General features: G+C 45.8%; 12 protein-coding genes. All 12 read left to right on the forward strand.

The genetic code is table 11. The features are described from left to right. Positions 1-229 precede the first annotated feature (229 nt). The 12 genes from DSL64_RS06865 to DSL64_RS06925 all read left to right on the forward strand — a co-directional run bounded on the left by DSL64_RS06865 (position 230) and on the right by DSL64_RS06925 (position 19,553). Positions 230-1,222: a FecR family protein gene (locus tag DSL64_RS06865; RefSeq protein ID WP_115829939.1), complete on the forward strand. Its 993-nt coding sequence runs from the start codon at positions 230-232 to the stop codon at positions 1,220-1,222. Between the two features lie 147 nt (positions 1,223-1,369). Continuing rightward, on the forward strand, positions 1,370-4,891 hold the full coding sequence (locus DSL64_RS06870) for a SusC/RagA family TonB-linked outer membrane protein (RefSeq protein ID WP_115829940.1): 3,522 nt from the start codon (positions 1,370-1,372) through the stop codon (positions 4,889-4,891). A 25-nt stretch (positions 4,892-4,916) separates the two neighbouring features. Continuing rightward, positions 4,917-6,383 carry a RagB/SusD family nutrient uptake outer membrane protein gene (locus DSL64_RS06875; protein ID WP_199539342.1) on the forward strand — a complete coding sequence of 489 codons (1,467 nt, stop codon included), beginning with the start codon at positions 4,917-4,919 and terminating at the stop codon, positions 6,381-6,383. Between the two features lie 263 nt (positions 6,384-6,646). Then, positions 6,647-8,215: an amidohydrolase gene (locus DSL64_RS06880; RefSeq protein WP_199539353.1), complete on the forward strand. Its 1,569-nt coding sequence runs from the start codon at positions 6,647-6,649 to the stop codon at positions 8,213-8,215. Between the two features lie 126 nt (positions 8,216-8,341). After that, positions 8,342-9,940: an amidohydrolase gene (locus tag DSL64_RS06885; RefSeq protein WP_115830236.1), complete on the forward strand. Its 1,599-nt coding sequence runs from the start codon at positions 8,342-8,344 to the stop codon at positions 9,938-9,940. Between the two features lie 10 nt (positions 9,941-9,950). Beyond that, the gene (locus tag DSL64_RS06890; RefSeq protein ID WP_115829943.1) at positions 9,951-10,595 is read left to right on the forward strand and encodes an ABC transporter ATP-binding protein; all 645 of its coding nucleotides are present in this window, start codon (positions 9,951-9,953) and stop codon (positions 10,593-10,595) included. Further along, positions 10,582-11,754 (forward strand): ABC transporter permease, encoded by a 1,173-nt coding sequence (locus DSL64_RS06895; protein WP_115829944.1) that lies wholly within the window; start codon positions 10,582-10,584, stop codon positions 11,752-11,754. The genes DSL64_RS06890 and DSL64_RS06895 overlap by 14 nt, the downstream gene beginning before the upstream one ends. A gap of 5 nt (positions 11,755-11,759) precedes the next feature. Further along, on the forward strand, positions 11,760-12,206 hold the full coding sequence (locus tag DSL64_RS06900) for a hypothetical protein (protein ID WP_115829945.1): 447 nt from the start codon (positions 11,760-11,762) through the stop codon (positions 12,204-12,206). 94 nt (positions 12,207-12,300) lie between these two features. Next, positions 12,301-14,841 carry a zinc-dependent metalloprotease gene (locus DSL64_RS06905; protein ID WP_115829946.1) on the forward strand — a complete coding sequence of 847 codons (2,541 nt, stop codon included), beginning with the start codon at positions 12,301-12,303 and terminating at the stop codon, positions 14,839-14,841. A gap of 72 nt (positions 14,842-14,913) precedes the next feature. Continuing rightward, positions 14,914-17,391: a zinc-dependent metalloprotease gene (locus DSL64_RS06910; protein ID WP_115829947.1), complete on the forward strand. Its 2,478-nt coding sequence runs from the start codon at positions 14,914-14,916 to the stop codon at positions 17,389-17,391. A gap of 221 nt (positions 17,392-17,612) precedes the next feature. Then, positions 17,613-19,037 carry an L-serine ammonia-lyase gene (locus DSL64_RS06920; protein ID WP_115829949.1) on the forward strand — a complete coding sequence of 475 codons (1,425 nt, stop codon included), beginning with the start codon at positions 17,613-17,615 and terminating at the stop codon, positions 19,035-19,037. A 27-nt stretch (positions 19,038-19,064) separates the two neighbouring features. Further along, positions 19,065-19,553, forward strand: coding sequence for a thioredoxin family protein (locus DSL64_RS06925; RefSeq protein ID WP_115829950.1), 489 nt, complete (start codon positions 19,065-19,067; stop codon positions 19,551-19,553). The last annotated feature ends 4 nt before the right edge of the window (positions 19,554-19,557 follow it).

The following is a 19,557-nucleotide window of genomic DNA, read 5'->3' on the forward strand; positions in this document are numbered from 1 at the left end:
TCCTGCGAACTGGGTGGAAGGGTATGTTTGTGTAATATAAATATTTTTAGTTTTTGACTACTTCGTTTTGATGCTAATTTTTGTTTAAAATATTAGTTAATATCTGTTTATCAAATAGGTGTACTTTGGTTTGTTTAGTGTGGTTGAAAAAAAATATTTTGTCTTTTTTTAATATTTGAGGTACCCTGTTTTTGAAGTTATTCGTCTTACTACTGTAAATCCCTGCTACATGGAAGAGAAGCAATTCCTGGAAATTCTGGTTAAGAGATATATTAACAACAACCTCAGACAGGATGAGATGGAAGCCTTTTTTCATTTACTGAAGCAGGGGAAATTGGATGAGATACTTGAAAGGAATTTGCGTGACGAGAAGTACGACCAGGTGCCGAAAGTGATTAAACATAAGCCCCGACATTTCTCGGGTTTGACTTCCAATACTTTTAAAATAGCAGCTGGTCTGCTGATGATTATCGGTATTGGTGTTTTTGCACTGCTGAACAGGTTTGCATTGAGCGAATTCGTTTATGAAAGTAGTCTGGTGAGCGTTAGCACAGGTAAAAATCAGAAGAAGAAAATAAAGCTTTCTGACGGATCCTTGCTTTGGTTGAATGAGTCGACGTCGGTCAAATACCCGGCCAGTTTCGAGCCGGATGCAAGGAAGGTAATCCTGGTAGAGGGTGAGGTATACTTCGATATCAAAAGAGATGAAAAACGTCCTTTTCTGGTGTCGGCTGCGGGTACAACGACAAAGGTTTTAGGTACGGCGTTCAACATCAGATCCTACAGTCACCTGCAAAATGTACAGGTTACCGTTACAAGAGGTAAGGTGGCAGTTGAGAAGTCAGTTTGTAATGATACCAGGAAGATTACAAAGGTTTTACTTCCGAATGAGCAGGTCAGTGTTGATCTGAAAACGCGGGAAATAAAGAAGGTGGCTGTCAACAGTGCGAATTCGGTAGCGTGGACAGCCGGGAAATTACTTTTTGACAATGAGTCACTTGGTAATATTCTGGCGGTGATCGAAAATAAGTTTGATGTGCATGTGTCGCTGTCGGATGAAAGTGTCAGGGAGTACAGAGCATCAGCGGAGTTTGTTTATTCCGACTCGCTTGACCATATACTGGAGCTGCTTACTATGGCTAACAGCTTGAATTACAAAATTGAAGACAATAAAGTGACGATAAGTAAAAAGAGAAAATCCGTTAACAATATGCCTATGTAGAAGACAATACAAAAAATAAACCGGCGAACAGAAGCCCGCCGGAATGCTTGGATAGACAGATCAGAACGTAACGCCAATCACCAACTGACCAGCTATCAAATGTTTGAATTAATGTTTTAACGACTAACCCAAAACACATTCAAAGGTATGAAAAATTGTACCAGTAGTTTACTGTCCATTACTAAATGGACACTCAAATTCTCCTGTTTCCTTGTTTTACTGGTTGTTTCAGCGCATTCCGGATTGCAGGCGGGACCATCACGCTCACAGAGCCTTCAGGAGGTGACAATTGATCTTACGCTGAAAGACAAAAGTCTTAAAGATGCGCTCGGGGTTATTAATAAAAAGACAGGTTTTCGTTTTGTCTACAATGAAGATCTGATTGCACCTTACAGGGTCAATATCAATGCCAGCAAAAAGCGTGTCGACGAGGTGCTCGACGAAATGCTGAGCCCTACCAAACTTGCTTACCGGGAACAAAAGGGTACTGTTGTTATCATTGAGAAGGAGACCAAAATGACTGGCCTGCTTAGGACAGAACTACCCTCTGCAGAATCAAAGATGGCCGACAAGGAGATTTCGGGTATAATTACAGACTCGGAAAACGGAGACGCGTTACCGGGTGTGTCGGTACTGATCAAAGGAACAACGACGGGGACTATCACCGATATGGAGGGGAAGTACAGCCTGAAAGTTTCGGACAAAGGAACTCAGGTGCTTGTGTTTTCCTATGTAGGGTATGTCGCGCAGGAAATTACAGTGGGTAGCCAGACTGCCCTGAACATCAAATTGGCAGCAAGTACACGTCAGTTGAGTGAATTGATGGTCGTGGGATATGGCACAATGTCGAAGGAGGAATTTACGGGTTCGGCAGCGCGTGTTTCAGGAGAAAAGCTGAAAGATATGCCTGTTCAGAGTTTTGACCAGGGTTTAGCAGGACGCGCGACCGGTGTAAGCATAGGCCAGCCAAATGGTGTTTTGAATAATGCTCCAGTAATCAGGATCAGAGGGATTAATTCGATTTCTCTGAGTTCTTATCCGCTTATTGTTGTGGATGGCATTCCTATCAATACCGGCGATGTTTCTGCCAACTCAACTGTTGCCAATAACCCGCTTGGTGATATTAATCCGGCTGACATCGAGTCAATTGATGTATTGAAAGATGCGGCTTCTACTTCTATTTATGGTTCAAGGGCTGCTGCAGGTGTATTGTTGATCACTACCAAAAGCGGTAAGACAGGAAAAGCAAAGGTTACTTATGAAGGCTGGGCAGGTGCTACAAGAGCTACGCGTTTGCCAACGATGCTGGACGCGGAACAGTTTATGACCATTAAAAATGAGGCAGTTATGAATGCCAAAATTTTAGGTGGAAATGCCAACAATGATGCCGTCGCCTCTGCACTGTTTTTTCCTACATACAATGAAGACGGCTCGATTGTGAACACCAACTGGTACGATAAAGTATACCAGACAGGTTTTTCGCAAAATCACAGCGTAAGCATTTCGGGTGGTTCAGAATCTACGAAGTACTATTTTTCGAGTAATTACAGCAATCAGAGCGGGATTCTTAAAACTAATGAATTCACCAGAAAAGCTGCCCGTTTTAATGTGGACCATAAGTTGAATTCGTGGTTGTCATTTTCGAGTAATATCAATTACAATACCAGTCTGAATTCTTCACCCAATACAGGATCTCTGTCAGGGAATGCTTTTGGTTTGGTAGGTTCGGCTCGTCTGGCGTGGCTTTCTGCACCCAACGTATATGCTGTGAATCCCGATGGTTCCTATAATTTGAGTAATTCCAATACGATGGGTATGGGTAATAACAACGTTGCCAGCAACTTCTACAACCCGATCCCCCTTTTGGATCTGAATAAATACACCTCTGAAAATGATCGTATCATTGCCAATTTCGGAGCTACAGTAAAGATTGTGAAAGGCCTTCAGTATAAATTTAATTATGCCATGGACCGTCTCAAAGTAGAGAATGTGGCATTTAACAGTCCTGTACACGGTCCAGGTTTTTCAACCAACGGAAGTGCAACCAACAGCAGCAGGCTGATCAATAACCTGAACTGGACAAGCACGCTGAACTATCAGACCTCGTTTGCTACGAAGCATAATGTTTCTCTTCTGGCCGGTTATGACATTCAGAAATTTAATACTTCAGGCTGGGGAGCTACCCGTACGCAGTTGTCAGATCCTTTCTTCAATGAGATTCAGGGAAGCTATGGCCAGATTGCCCCTACGGCAAACGTGTTGACTCAGAGTGCGCTTGTGTCTTTCTTCTCTCGTTTTACCTATGATTTCGACAAACGTTATTTCTTCACCTTAAACTACCGCCGCGACGGAAACTCAGCTTTGGGTAGTGGTAAGAAATATGGAAACTTCGGAGGGGTATCCGGTGGATGGACCTTGTCGGAGGAGGAGTTTTATAAATCCTCTGCACTGGCCGACATTATGAGCAGCGTGAAGCTTCGCGCGAGCTGGGGACGGGTGGGTAACTCTGGTGTTAGTGCATTCGGTTCACTGGCTTTGTACGAGTCATCACTTTATGCAGCTGTACCTACCTGGAATTTCAGCCAGGGCGGAAATCCTGATCTGGGTTGGGAAACCAGTAACCAGACCAACATTGGCGCGGATCTGAGTTTTCTCAATGACCGGATTCAACTGGAAGCGACTTACTATGCAAACAGCGTGAACGGTTTGATTCTGAATGTGCCACAGTCTCCTTCCAAGGGGATTCCGGGAGATGCGATTCTGATGAACATCGGTAGCATGTACAACCGCGGTCTTGAACTGGGTATCAATGCCAGCATTATCCGCCGAGGTAAGTTCAGCTGGAACACGAGCATTAACTATACCAAAAATAAAAATAAGGTTACTGAGCTCTACGGAGCAGGTACCGAACTTGTAGGAACCACATCTACCGCTGCCGAAGCAACCAATATCACGCGTGTAGGCTATTCTGTGGGTAGTTTGTATGGAGCGAAAACAGATGGAGTAAATCCTGAAAACGGTCAGCGCGTATTTATCAACGGTGCCGGCGACAGGGTTCAGTACAGTCACGTTGTACCATCAGGAGGTAGCCGCTGGACTTACCTTGACGGTACGGCAGCACCTGCTATCGGGGTGAATGACTACTACCTGCTGGGTAACGCGCTGCCAACGTACTATGGTGGGTTTATCAATACTATCAAATACGGAAATTTTGATCTGGGTGTCAATTTCACCTACTCAGGCGGTAACCTGGTTATGAACGGAACGAAAGGGACATGGCGCGACCAGCGTTTCTGGAATAATACGACCGAGGTGCTTGAACGCTGGACAACGCCAGGTCAGGTGACGAATATCCCGCGCGTGGTGTATGGTGATTTGCTTTCCAACGGTTCATCATGGCCTATTTCTGAAAATGCTGAAAAAGGCGATTTCCTGAGATTACAGTCTGTTTCTCTGGGATACAAAGTGCCAACGCCTGCCCTGAGCAAAATCGGGATCAGTTCTGTAAGGCTCTATACGCAGGTCTTCAACGCATTTATCCTGACTAAATACACAGGTACGGATCCTGAAATTTCAGTAAATGGTAATTCCAATACTACCCCTGGTGTTGACAAAAACTCAATTCCGCAGGGGCGTACAATTACATTCGGTTTGAATCTCGGATTCTGATATCCTCAAAAACTTATTTATGATTATGAAACAGATCAATGTTAATCCGATAAGAACATTTGCACTTAAACTGGCGGTAGCGGTACTTCCGTTAGGTCCGGCTCTGGTTTCCTGTAATGAAAAAGAACTTCTGAACCCGGTACCTGATACTTCTCTGCAGGATGCCTTCCTGTTTGATACACCTGAGCGGGTTCTTGGACAGGTCAATGGGATGTACGCGGCTTTGAAAAATGGTAGTTTTCTGGGAGGAAGGTATCTGATGCTGGCAGATATCCGCGGAGAGGAGTTTATTAACCGTACTCAGAACGTATTTACCGGCTATGATGCCTGGAGTCATACTGTAACTTCAGGTTCTAATGATGCCTCGTCTGCCTGGGGTACGGCGTATACGGCGGTTAATGCTGCGAACCTGATCATTGATGGACTGGCTGAACATCCCGATGCCGTTCCCGCAGCCACAGCTGCACAGTATCTTGCAGAAGCCAAATTTGTGAGAGCCATTGGTTATTTCAATCTGATCACGCGTTACGGACAACCTTTCACCAAAGATCAGGGAGCATCCCCGGGTATACCGCTTCGTCTGAAGGGAGAAAAAACGCCAGCTAACAATGATCTTGCCAGAAGTACTGTGGCGCAGGTATATGCTCAGATTCTTGCTGATCTGGAAGCAGCTGAGACAGACCTGCCATTGAACTATTCAACTGCGCTGCTGAACACGACAAGAGCTCATAAAAACTCTGCTATCGCACTCAAAACAAGAGTCTATCTGAATATGGGTAATTATGCCAAAGTGGTGGAAGAGTCTAAAAAGATTGTGTCCGATACGGCGCCATTCACTGCAGCAACCGGCGTGAGGCATGCATTACAGTCCAGCATCGCTCCTGTATTCACTACAAACTTCACGACTGTTGAGTCCATCTTCTCTATGCCAATGACTGCGTTGAACCTGATCAGCGGTCAAAATTCTTTGGCATACATCTATAACCAGAACGTGGAGTATAATCTGAATCCGTCCGGAATTTTGGGTGATGCTACATGGCGGGCCACTGATACAAGAAGAACAGAGTTCGTCAGGGTTTCGGGAACGCTGAGTTACCTGAAAAAATACAACCAGACCAACCCGACGCTGGATTATGTACCATTGATCAGATACGCCGAGGTATTGCTCAACTACGCTGAAGCTGCGGCCAAAATGGGCGACCTGCAAAAGGCCACGGCACTTTTGAACGCAGTCAGAAAGCGGTCTGATGCCACATACGAATTCCCGGCAAGTGCAACAGCAACAGCGGATGCTCTGGTAAAAACCATTCTGATCGAAAGAAGGATAGAGCTTTTGGGAGAAGGTTTCAGGTCGAATGATCTTACAAGAAATCTGCTAACGATTCCTGCCAAGGGAAGTGGTGGTCTTTCGGCTCCATCAATAGCTCCCACACAACCGGAGTATATTTTCCCGATTCCTAATTCTGAGCTTTCTACCAATAAGCTTTTGTAAAGAAGTTGGTAAACGCTGTTGGAAAGGCAATGGGGAAGTCAATAGTTGAAAGTGTGCGGGATTAAACCGGCATTTCCGCTTCCCCGTTAGCTGTTTTCGCAGATGATTGAGTACAATCTGATAACTGATTTTAAACCTTTAATCTGTTCTTCATGAAAAGGAATTTACGTGGCATTGCTCACTACAAACATATTTTGTCCAAAGGGATTTGTCTGGCAGGTACCCTGGCGTTTTTGTCGACTAGTGCGGAAGCACAAACAAAAATGACCCCGGCAAAAATTGATGCACTCAAAACGGAGCTCACCAAAGAAATTGACAAGAACCAGAAGTTCTCTCAGGAAATGGTGGATATGATATTCAGTTTCGGAGAGCTTGGTTTCCAGGAAGTAGAAACATCAAAATACCTGACGGATATTTTAAAGAAAAATGGTTTTACGATCGAATACGGTATCTCGGGCGTACCTACTGCGTGGACTGCAAAATGGGGATCGGGTAAGCCGGTAATAGCAGTAGGCAGTGATATTGACTGCATTCCCAAAGCTTCCCAAAAGCCCGGCGTTGCCTACCACGATCCTATTGTGGCAGGCGCACCGGGACATGGAGAAGGACATAATTCTGGTCAGCCGCTGAACGTGACTGCCGTACTGGCTTTGAAAAAAGTAATGGAGCGGGAGAAAATTCCCGGTACGATCATGCTATGGCCGGGAGTTGCAGAAGAGCAGCTGGCTACCAAAGCTTATTATGTCCGTGATGGTTATTTCAAAGATGTCGACGCTTGTATTTTTACACACGTAGGTAACAATCTGGGTACTTCGTATGGAGATGGCGGCATGGTAGGGATGATCTCGGTGCGCTATGATTTCGAAGGACAGGCATCGCATGCAGGCGGAGCTCCCTGGCGAGGGAAAAGTGCTCTGGATGCGGTGGAGCTGATGAACATTGGCTGGAACTATCACCGCGAGCACATGGAACCAACGCAGCGTTCGCATTATGTAATTACCGACGGTGGCGATCAGCCCAATGTAGTCCCTTCAAAAGCTTCGGTCTGGTATTATTTCCGTGAACGCAGCTACCCGAAAATCATGCAGATGTTTGAAGATGGGAAACGGATCGCGGAAGCGGCTGCCAAGATGACGAAGACAACGATGAAATACGAAGTACTGGGAAGTGCATGGCCGGGACATATGAACCAGCCTATTGCTGAGGCCATGTATGAAAATATCAAGATGGTAGGTTTACCCAAATGGAGTGAGGAAGATCAGAAACTGGCCAAAGCTTTGCAAAAAGAAATGCAAAGCCCGACAGAGCCGGGTAAAGGTTTTGATGGTTTGAGTACATCGCTCAGTCAATTGAGAAAGCCTGCTACTACACCTTCGGCAGGTGGTGGTGGCTCGGATGATATCGCTGATATTTCCTGGAACATACCGACTATCGTATTGAATTATCCTTCCAATATTCCAGGCTTGCCTGGTCACCACTGGGCCAATGCGATTGCCATGGCTACACCTATTGCCCATAAGGGAGTGACAGCCGGTGCAAAAGCTGAAGCACTCACTTTGCTGGATATGTTTGTGAAGCCGGAAATTTTAAAAAATGCCTGGACTTACTTCAACGATGTGCAGACCAAAGACACGAAGTATACACCTCTGATCTCAAAAACGGATAAGCCGGCGATCCATCTCAATAAAAAAATCATGGAGGAGTTCAGGCCTGAGATGAAGAAGTATTATTACGATCCATCCAAATACGCGACTTATCTGGAGCAACTCGGTATTAAATATCCTACCGTGCGGGAGGATAAAGCAGGCACCACAACCGGCGGTGGTAATTAGTGGAGTTTAAGGCAAGATTAATCCAGCTTTTTAAAAGCCAAAAATACTTTTAGGATCATGAAGAAAAATAACTTTTCAATTGCTGTTGTCCGGCGATATGCAGCTGCCTGTATTATTGGAGCAGCCATGTCTTTGCCTTCACAGGTAACGGCGCAGACAAAAATGACACCGGCTAAAATTGATGCGCTGAAAACCGAACTGGCCAAAGAAATTGATGCGAATCAAAAGGCCACTCAGGAGATGGTGGATATGGTTTTCAGCTTCGGAGAATTGGGCTTTCAGGAATACGAAACTTCCAAATACCTGACTGACATTCTGCGTAAAAATGGTTTTACGATTGAAATGGGTATTGCTGGCATTCCTACTGCCTGGACGGCTAAATGGGGAACAGGTAAACCACTCATCGCAGTTGGCAGTGATATCGACTGTATTCCCAAGGCTTCCCAGAAGCCGGGCGTTGCCTACCATGATCCGATTGTAGAAGGTGCTCCGGGACATGGCGAAGGACACAATTCAGGTCAGCCGTTAAATATCACCGCTGTACTGGCACTGAAAAAAATCATGGAACGGGAAAAACTTCCGGGTACGATCATGGTCTGGCCTGGTGTGGCCGAAGAGCAGCTTGGGACAAAAGCGTACTACGTTCGTGATGGCTTTTTCAAGGATGTGGACGCATGCATTTTTACGCACGTGGGTAACAATATGTCAGTTTCCTATGGCGATGGAGGAGGAAATGGAATGGTTTCGGCCCGGTTCAATTTTGAAGGACAGGCATCTCATGCAGGTGCAGCCCCATGGCGTGGAAAGAGTGCGTTGGATGCTGTCGAGCTGATGAACATTGGCTGGAATTACCATCGTGAACACATGCAGACCACTCAGCGCTCTCACTATGTGATAACCGATGGCGGCGACCAACCTAATGTGGTGCCATCGAAAGCTTCGGTTTGGTACTACTTCCGGGAGCGAACTTATCCTAAAATCGTGGAAATGTACAATGACGGTATCCGTATTGCTGAGGCAGCGGCACAGATGACGGGTGCGAAAATGAGCTATGAGGTACTGGGCAGCGCGTGGCCGGGTCATTTCAATAAGCCGTTGGCAGAAGCTATGTATGAAAATATCAAGGCTGTAGGTTTACCAAAATGGTCTGAAGCTGATCAGATACTGGCCAAAGCGGCTCAGAAGGAAATGCAGAATCCTGAAGGCGATTCACTGCTTTCGACAAAAGGGTTGGCTACCACACTTAGTCCTCTTGCAAAACCTACGGCCACTGCGTCTTCGGGCGGTGGAGGCTCTGATGATATTGCCGATATCTCCTGGAACGTACCTACAATTACCTTACGCTTCCCTGCGAATATTCCTGGTTTGCCTGGTCACCACTGGGCCAATGCGATTGCCATGGCTACGCCCATTGCACACAAAGGTGTAACGGCAGCAGCCAAAGTGCAGGCTATGACTTTACTTGATTTGTTTGTGAAGCCTGATGTGATCAAAAGTGCGTGGACTTATTTCAATGATGTGCAGACAAAGGATACCAAATACACGGCACTGATCTCAAAAACGGACAAGCCCGCCATATATCTGAATGAAAAAATTATGAATGAGTTCAGGCCTGAGATGAAAAAGTATTACTATGATCCTTCTAAATATGGCACTTATCTGGAGCAGCTGGGTATCAAATATCCGACTGTAAGAGAAGAAAAATCATCAGGCTCTGGTAAGTAATTAGTTTAAAATGGTGGATGTTAAAGCAGTTTCTTATCAATATGCAGGCGCTGAAAGCATGACTTTCGGTGACCTGTGTATTGGTGCGGGAGAAAAATGGCTCTTAACAGGAGAGTCGGGAAGTGGAAAGTCAACTTTTCTGCATATACTGACAGGCATTCTCAAACCAGCAAGCGGAAAGGTGACCATTGACGGCACTGATATTTATTCACTCTCGTCCGCTGCTCAGGATCGTTTCAGAGGAAGAAATATAGGAATCGTTTTTCAACAGGCTCATCTGATCAAAAGTCTGACCATTCAGGAGAACCTGCTGTTGGCCCAGTCCTTTGCCGGTTTACCAAAAAATAAAAAAAAAGTGAATCAAATGCTTCAGGAATTGGGAATCGGATCCAAGGCATTTAGTTATCCGCAGCAGCTCAGTCAGGGGCAGTTGCAACGCGCATCCATCGGCAGGGCGCTGATCAACCGGCCAGGATTACTTGTTGCCGACGAGCCTACATCCAGTCTGGATAACAGGAATGCGGATACGGTACTGAGGTTACTGCTTGATTTATCCAATTCTCACAACACGTCTTTGCTCGTATCGACGCATGATGACCGGGTAAAACCTGCCTTTTCAAATGTGTATAACCTTACTTTGAATGACGCCCGTTAGTATAAGCTGGAAGAATCTTCGTGTCAACAAGCTCACCTTCTTTTTGAATGTGCTGCTGATTGCATTTGGTGTAGGGATTCTTACATTGCTTTTACTCAGTACTACACAGGTAAGTGAAAAATTGAGTAAAAATGCAAAAGGAATAGATCTGGTGGTAGGGGCGAAAGGTAGCCTGCTTCAGCTAATCCTGAGCAGTATTTATTTTGTTGATTTCCCGACCGGAAACATTCCTTTAGAACAGGCTGAAGCAATTAGCCGTAATCCCCTTGTAAGCCGTGTAGTTCCGCTTGCTCTGGGCGATAATTATGAAGGTTTTCGGATTGTAGGGACAGATACCAGTTTTATTAATCTGCATGACTTGCAACTTGCAAGCGGTAAGTTCTGGGAAGATAATTTTCAGGTAGTTGTCGGAGCAGAAGTGGCCCGTGTTGCCCGGTTGAAAGTAGGTGATAAGCTGTATGGTTCACATGGACTGAGTTCAGCGCAGGACATCCACGAAGAACACGCTTATATTTTAAAAGGTATACTTAAACCAACCGGTAGCAGTGCTGATCATCTGGTGCTTACCAGTATTGAAAGTATATGGAAAATGCACGGAAATGAAGAGCATCATCGGGAGAAGGAGATTACTTCGCTGCTGATTCAATATCGTTCGAGAATGGCCATGGTTCTTTTGCCGGCGATGATCAATAAATCCACGTCTATGCAGGCGGCTTCTCCGGCAAAAGAAAGTGCCCGTTTGTTTTCTCTGATTGGTATCGGTATAGAAACCCTGCAATGGTTCGCGATCGCGATTATGCTGATGGCAGGAGTGAGTGTATTTGTGAGTCTTTATAATTCTTTACAGGAAAGAAAATATGATTTGGCGGTGATGCGTGTATTGGGCGCTTCTGCCTGTAAGTTGTTTTGCATTGTAATTCTTGAAGGGACAATACTTACTTCAATAGGTTCGGTAATCGGACTGTGGCTCGGACACACAGGTATGGAGCTGATCGGCTATTTCCAGGATTCTGCTCAGGCGCGCCTGACAGGTTGGAAGCTTTTGCCACAAGAGTTTTATCTGGTTGGCAGTGGCATGCTGATAGGATTTTTTGCAGCTGTTGTTCCGGGCATACAAGCTTACAGAACTGATATTTCATCAACTATTTCAAAAGGTTAAAGACTATGTTCAGAAAAGTGATCCTGTTTTTATTAATGATTTTGGGTGTGACGTTACAAGCGAATGCTCAGCCTCCCACGCACATCCCTTTAATGAATTCGACCTGGAAAATGATTGCTGAAAGGACTTACAAGAAAAACAAAGATTACAAGATGGTACCAGCATTTCCTGCCAAATTACAATCAATGCAAAACAAAGTGGTAGAGTTGCCGGGATATATCATTCCGATTAATGCCGATTTGAATCACAAAGAATTTATGCTTGCCGTTGTGCCGATGGATCAGTGTCCTTATTGCGGGCAAGGAGATATTCCTTCCATGGTGGAGGTGAAGATGGCAAAGGAAATGACCTACACAGATAAACCTGTCAAAATCAGGGGGAAGCTTCTTCTGAATCAGTCTGGTGATTACCGCTCCGAGGTGTTTCTTCTGAATGCCGAGTTGGTAAAGTAACCTGAATTAGTCGTTTTTCTTTGCATGATAAAATTGCTTTGTCCTATTTACAAGAATAAATCATTAGCTAACCCATAATCACAAATATCTAATTATGAAGTTGAACTACAATATGCTCGCGCTTATACTGGCAGCTGGAGGAATCGCTCACGGACAAACGCCCGCCGCTGCGCCGGCTGCAAGGTCGCAGGCAACTCCGGCTGCGTCAATCACTGCTGCCACGCAGGGAATGAAAAAGTATGAGGGTTATTTCAATTTTTACTATGACGAAAAAACAGGGAAAATCTTTCTGGAAGTAGATAAGCTGGAGAAAGAATTTCTTTATTTTTCTTCTCTTACAGACGGCGTAGGTAGTGGCGGGCCGGAACGCGGGCAAGCTTCTTCAGCCATCGCCAAATTTGTAAAGGTAGGCCCGAAGATCTTGTTGGTTGAACCGGTTTATAGTTACCGTGCGATCACAGAAAATCCCGACGAGAAAAAAGCAGTTGAAAGTGCTTTCGCAAAATCTGTCATATGGGGTTTCGTTCCTGCCGCAGTAGAAGGAGATAAAGTATTGATTGATCTTACTCCGTTCATCGTGCGCGACAGTCAGAATATTGCAGCCCGGCTGGGCGTAAGAAGGGCTGCGGGACCCGTAACGGTTCCACAGCCTGCTGGTGGAGGTGGTTCGTACAGAGTGGATGAAACCCGTTCGGTATTGTACCTTGAAAACACAAAAAACTTTCCCAAAAATACTGAATTTGAAGCGTTAATTACTTTCACAGGTGGAAGTCCGAATACCGGCTTTTTCGGTGGTGGACCTGGCCTGGCGCCCGATCCGAGTGCTGTAAGTGTGAAAATGCATCAGTCCTTTGTAGAACTTCCTGATGATAAATACAAAACCAGAAGGTTCGACGCGAGATCGGCTTTTGGCATGTTTAGCTACATGGATTTTTCGGCGCCTATGAATGAGCCGATTGTCAAAAGATTTATCAGAAGACACCGACTGGAAAAGAAAAATCCCGGCTCTGCCCCAAGTGAGGCGGTAAAACCAATTGTGTATTATATTGATCGCGGTGCTCCCGGACCGGTAAAACAAGCTTTGATCGAAGGTGGGGCGTTCTGGAATGAAGCATTTGAAGCGGCCGGATACAAAAATGCATTTCAGGTAAAAGAGCTTCCGGAGGGCGCAGACCCGATGGATATTCGTTATAACGTTGTGAACTGGGTAAACAGAAATGGGAGTCCGCGCGGATTCTCATTTGGCTCTTCTTATCTGGATCCTCGTACTGGTGAGATTATTAAGGGTGTAGTTACGTTAGGTTCTGACCGTCATCGTCAGGATTATTTGATCGCAGAGGGCTTGTTGCAGCCGTATGAAGATGGAAAACCTGTTTCGAAGGCTATGCAGGAACTTGCTTTGGCCAGGATCAGACAACTTTCCGCGCACGAAATTGGCCATACGCTCGGATTCAACCACAATTTCGCCGCAAGTCCGAAAGACAGGGCTTCGGTAATGGATTATCCTTTCCCTAAATTTTCCCTTAAATCGGATGGCACGATAGACATTTCAGATTCGTATGCCAAAGGAATCGGAAGCTGGGATAAGCGTGCAGTGATGTGGGGTTATACTGAGTTTCCTGCAGGCAAAGAGGAGGAAGGTCTGGAAAAGATTATGCAGGAAACCCTTAAACAAGGATTTATCTACATACCGGATATCGGAGGCAACACGCACCCGACTTCTCACCAGTGGGATGATGGTTCAAATCCGATAGATCAGATGACCAATATCCTTGCAGTGAGGCGTAAGGTGTTGGATAATTTCTCAGAAAAGGCAATACGCAAAGGGGAGCCTATGGCGACCATCGAAGAAGTGCTCGTTCCTATTTATTTGTTACATCGTTATCAGATCGAAGCTGTTGCAAAATCAGTGGGAGGGTTGTACTTCACGCATGCGGTTAAAAATGACGGTCAGGTTACAACGCGAATGGTAGAACCAAAAGAACAGTGGAGAGCTTTGGAATCGCTGTTGAGCACCATTACGCCGGATGCATTAGCACTTCCGGAAGGGCTCATTCAGAAGATACCGCCAAGACCTTCCGGTTATCCTGCAGGACTCGAAACGTTCGACAGACATACCGGGCCCACTTTTGATCCGATAGCAGCTGCAGAATCTGCCGCAGGAACTACATTGTCTTATCTATTGGATGCAGAACGTGCAGCCCGACTGATCGAATACAATGCACGTGATAGCAAACAGCCTGGGTTGATGCCGGTGATCGACAAGTTGCTGGAAAGTACATGGAAAGCACCTGCGACAGCCGGCTACAAAGGAGAACTGCAAACATTAGTGAACAATCTTTCTTTGAAATACCTGCTTTCATTGGCTGCGAATGCAAAAGCTCCCGAAAATGTACGTGGTGAGGCGCTGCTGAAAGTGGATGAGCTGGGATCTTGGATCAAAGAAAAAGTGGCAGCTGCTCCTGCCAAACAAAAAGCGAATATGATGTTCGGTTTAGCTCAGATTGAAGAATTCCACAAGAATCCTGACAAATTCCAGCCAGCATCAGTGACTGCTATGCCCCCCGGGGCACCGATTATGGGCCATATGGATTTCCTTCGGTGCTCAGAAGGAAATGAGGTTTTTGACAACTAACAAACTGTTTCGCATACCCCTAACCCCGGCACAATCGCCGGGGTTATTTTCTTACTGAAAACGACAATCGCAATGAAGTTATATATACCTGTATTGGCGGGTTTACTTATCGGAAATTCGGGTGTTTTCGCCCAGAGTTCAACTGCCGGACAAAAAATATCAGCTTCGCCCAGCCTTGCTGTCCGGACGCAGGGTATGAACAAAAATGAGGGCTATTTTACTTTTTACTACGATGAAAAGGAGGGGAGAGTTCTGCTGGAAATACCTGATAAAATGCTCAATAAGGAATTTCTGTATGTAAATGCCATGCCGGAAGGCGGAGGCGGAGCCGGGGACAGAGGTACGGTAGGAGGATACAGGATTGTAAAGTTTATCAAAGTAGGGCCAAAGATTTTTCTGACTCTTCCTAATTACGACTACCGTGCTGACAGCGGTGGAGAGGCGGAGAAAAAATCTGTTTCAGAGTCTTTTCCTCAGTCGGTGATCTGGGGATTTAAACCGGATTTGCGAGAAAGCGATAAAACGCTGATCGACATTACGTCCTTTCTGCTCCGTGACAGTCAGAATGCGGGTGCCCGTTTGGGAAGCAGCGGTTTTAGCAGGCCGGGTGCGCCGGTTGCAGGTGGAGGGAATGTATACAGAGTGGATGAATCAAGGTCGGCAATCGCTATTGAAAGAACCAAAAGTTTTCCTAAAAATACAGAGTTTGAGGCATTGCTGACTTTCGCAGGAGCGGGGACGGGTGAGCGTAGTTTTTTCAGCGGTGGCCCGGGCACACCTGCAAAAGCGCCGGATCCGGGTTCCATCACGCTAAAAAATCACCACTCATTTATCGAGCTACCCGATCAGAATTATAAACCCAGAGCGTTTGATCCAAGGTCTGGTTATAATTCCATGGAATACCTTGACTTCTCTACCGCTACCGATGAGCCTGTCTTAAAGAAGTTTATCAGACGATGGAGGCTGGAAAAGAAAAATCCGGGAGCTGCCAAAAGTGAAGCGGTTAAGCCCATCGTGTTTTATGTAGATAAAGGAGCGCCGGAACCCATCAGAAAAGCATTGATAGAAGGCACTTCGTGGTGGAATGATGCATTTGAAGCTGCGGGTTTTATCAATGCATTTCAGGTGAAAGAGTTGCCGGACGGTGCCGATCCGATGGACATCCGTTATAGCATGATCAATTGGGTACACCGCCCGCAACGTGGTTTTTCAAATGGAATCGGCATTTTTGACCCGCGTACAGGAGAAATCATCAAGGGGCAGGTTACACTAGGATCGATGCGCGACAAGCAGGATTTTCTCATCCTGCAGGGATTGACCCAGCCTTACGGTGATGATAAGTCAGCTGCAAAAAAAGCAGTTGATCAGGCATTGGCCCGCATGAAGCAGCTGGCTGCACACGAGGTTGGCCATGCGCTGGGCATGTATCACAACCATATGTCAAGTTCGAATGACAGGTCTTCGGTGACGGATTACCCTTTCCCGAAAATAACCATGAAAGCGGATGGCTCTATGGATATCTCTGAAGCTTATGCGAAAGGAATAGGAAGCTATGATAAACGGGCGATCATATGGGGTTACACTGAGTTTGGCAAAAATCAGAATGAGAAAGCAGAGCTTGATAAAATCATTCGGGAGTCTATCCGTCAGGGACATATTTTTATGTTTGATCTTGGCATTCATCCCAATTCTGCCCATTGGGACAATACCAATGATGCGGTTACCGAGCTGACCAGACTCATGCAAATCCGTAAAAAGGCCTTGTCGGTATTCTCTGAAAAAACGATTCCTGAAGGGCGTCCCATGGCTACCATGGAAGAGGTTCTGGTTCCGTTGTATTTACTGCACCGTTATCAGATTGAGGCTGCGACAAATTTACTGGGAGGGCTCGATTTCAGATATGCCCTTCGCGGTGATGGGCAACCTGTTACAGGAATGATTGATCCCGCTCAGCAGTGGCAGGCGCTGGATGCATTAATCAGTTCTATCTCAGCAGAAGAACTGGCTATTCCTGAAAGTGTAATCAAGAATCTTCCTCCGTATCCGATTGGCTATGCAAGAAACCAGGAGAATTTCAAAGGGTACACGGGCGTTACATTCGATCCTGTCGGAGCGGCAGAATCACTTGCCGGACAAACACTTTCGCTTATTCTGGATCATGAACGTGCTGCCAGACTTTTGGAATACCACGGAAGAGATGATAAACAGCCGGGGTTGATATCGGTGATTGAAAAATTGAACGATAAGATATGGAAAGCTCCTGCCGAGAAAGGATATAGAGCGGATTTACAGAGTATGGTAAGAAAGGTCTATTTGAAAACCCTTCTAGGGGTGGCCGCTCAAACGGGTGCGTCAGACAATGTGAAAGCGACTATTTTAGCTCAGATCGACAATCTGAAGGTATGGATGAGTGATCAGAAAAGCACAGCCGATACCCGTTTGAAAGGCGATATACTTTTCAGTCTGCTTCAGATCAGTCAATTTGAAAAAGACCCGGATAAGTTCAAACCATTGCAGCCTGCTCAGATGCCCGCGGGCCCTGCTATATGAAATGTCAGTAAGACGGGCAATGTAGGAATTATACCAACAGTTATTTAAATAGAAATAAGCTAAAGAGAGGCTCTGTGAACAATAGATTTGCAGAGCCTGTTTTATAGTAGAAATCCACATAGATATGAAGCTGAAACGGCGTTGGCATGGTATCTTGTGGCACTAAACCAGCATAAACAGGATTGGGAACAATCCCGCGATTATAAATAACCTGAACCACCATGAACGACGAGCGTATCTCAGTATTTGACATTTTTAAAATTGGAATTGGCCCTTCCAGTTCCCATACACTTGGCCCCTGGCGGGCAGCGCAGCAATTTTTGAATGTAGTTCGTCAATCCGTGGGGCTTCAGCATGTACAATCCGTGAACGTATTTTTGTACGGTTCCCTCGCCAAAACAGGTAAAGGACACGGAACAGATATCGCCGTCATACTTGGATTAGCAGGATACGACCCGGTTACTATAGTTACAACTGATATCGACAGCATTCTTGCAGGTATTACACAACAAGAGACGCTCTCACTGGATAGAAATATTGAGATCTCGTTTTTACCGAAAAAGAATGTGGTATTCTGTATGAAAGAGTCCCTACCGTTTCACCCCAACGGGCTCACCTTCACAGCAGTTTGTAAAGATCAGACAGAAATCACTGAGACCTACTTTTCCATTGGCGGAGGATTTGTGATTCAGGAAGGTGCTGCACCGGAAGAGCAACAGACATCGATTCTTCCTTATCCTGTTGATTACGCAGCCGATCTTTTGAAATGGCATCGGCAGTGTCACCGGCCGATATGGGAAATTGTACTGGAAAATGAGCGGTACTGGCGTGGTGAAGACACCATACGTACAGAGCTCATTAATATCTGGCATGTGATGCGTTCCAGTATTTTTCACGGCTCTCAAACGCAGGGAGTGCTTCCTGGTGGTTTGAATGTAAAACGCCGCGCAGCAGATTTGAACCAGAAGCTACTGAAAGGGAAAGTTTGCCCGGATTATGATGACTGGTTACTTGCCATCCAGAATGGCGGCAGCGGATTCAAGTATACCCTCGATTGGGTAAGTTGTTTTGCACTGGCAGTGAATGAAGAAAATGCATCGTACAGCCGTGTAGTAACTGCCCCGACCAATGGAGCCGCTGGTGTGATTCCGGCCGTTATTCAATACTATATTACATTTTGTGAAGGAGATGAACAGGGCGTTTTTCGCTTTCTTTTAACAGCTGGGGAAATTGGCAGCATATTCAAAAAGGGCGCTACGATATCCGCGGCAATGGGTGGTTGCCAGGCTGAAATTGGTGTTTCATCGGCGATGGCTGCAGCCGGACTTACAGAGGTGTTGGGTGGAAGTGTGCAGCAATGTCTGATGGCGGCGGAAATTGCTATGGAACATCACCTGGGGATGACCTGCGATCCGGTAGGCGGCCTGGTGCAGATACCCTGTATTGAACGCAACACGATGGGGGCAATCAAGGCGATAACGGCTTGTCAGCTCGCGTTGCAAAGTGATCCCGATAATGCAAAGGTGTCGCTGGACAACGTGGTAAACACCATGTGGGAAACAGCGCTTGATATGAATAACCGGTATAAGGAAACTTCAGAGGGAGGACTGGCGGTTAATATTCCGATCAGTTTGAGTGAATGTTAAAAAGATCAACAGACAAATTTACATCTAATGAAAGCTACCATTTTTAGTATGATGATGATGCTCTTTTCTGCATCAGTTTTAGCTCAGAAACCCACTATTTATCATCCTGAGGCAGACGCGAAAACGCAGATCGCGGCGGCGGTAGAGAAAGCCGGAAAGACTAACAAACATGTACTGCTGCAAATAGGAGGTAACTGGTGCAGCTGGTGTATTTTGTTTGACAGACTCGTGAATGGAAATGACACGCTGAGAACATTTCGGGATAGTAATTACGAAATGCTGCATGTTAATTACAGTCCGGAGAATAAAAATGAAGATGTACTCGCTGGTCTGGATTATCCCCAGCGTTTTGGTTTTCCCGTTTTTGTGATTCTGGATGGAAAGGGGAAAAGAATCCATACGCAGAACTCAGCCTATCTTGAAAAAGGGAAGGGGCACGACCCTGCCAAAGTGCTTGAATTTTTCCAGCAGTGGGCACCCGCTTCCCTTAATCCGGCCAGTTACGCGAAAAAGTAACCAG

This window comes from Dyadobacter luteus, from assembly GCF_003383615.1.
Taxonomy (GTDB): domain Bacteria; phylum Bacteroidota; class Bacteroidia; order Cytophagales; family Spirosomataceae; genus Dyadobacter; species Dyadobacter luteus.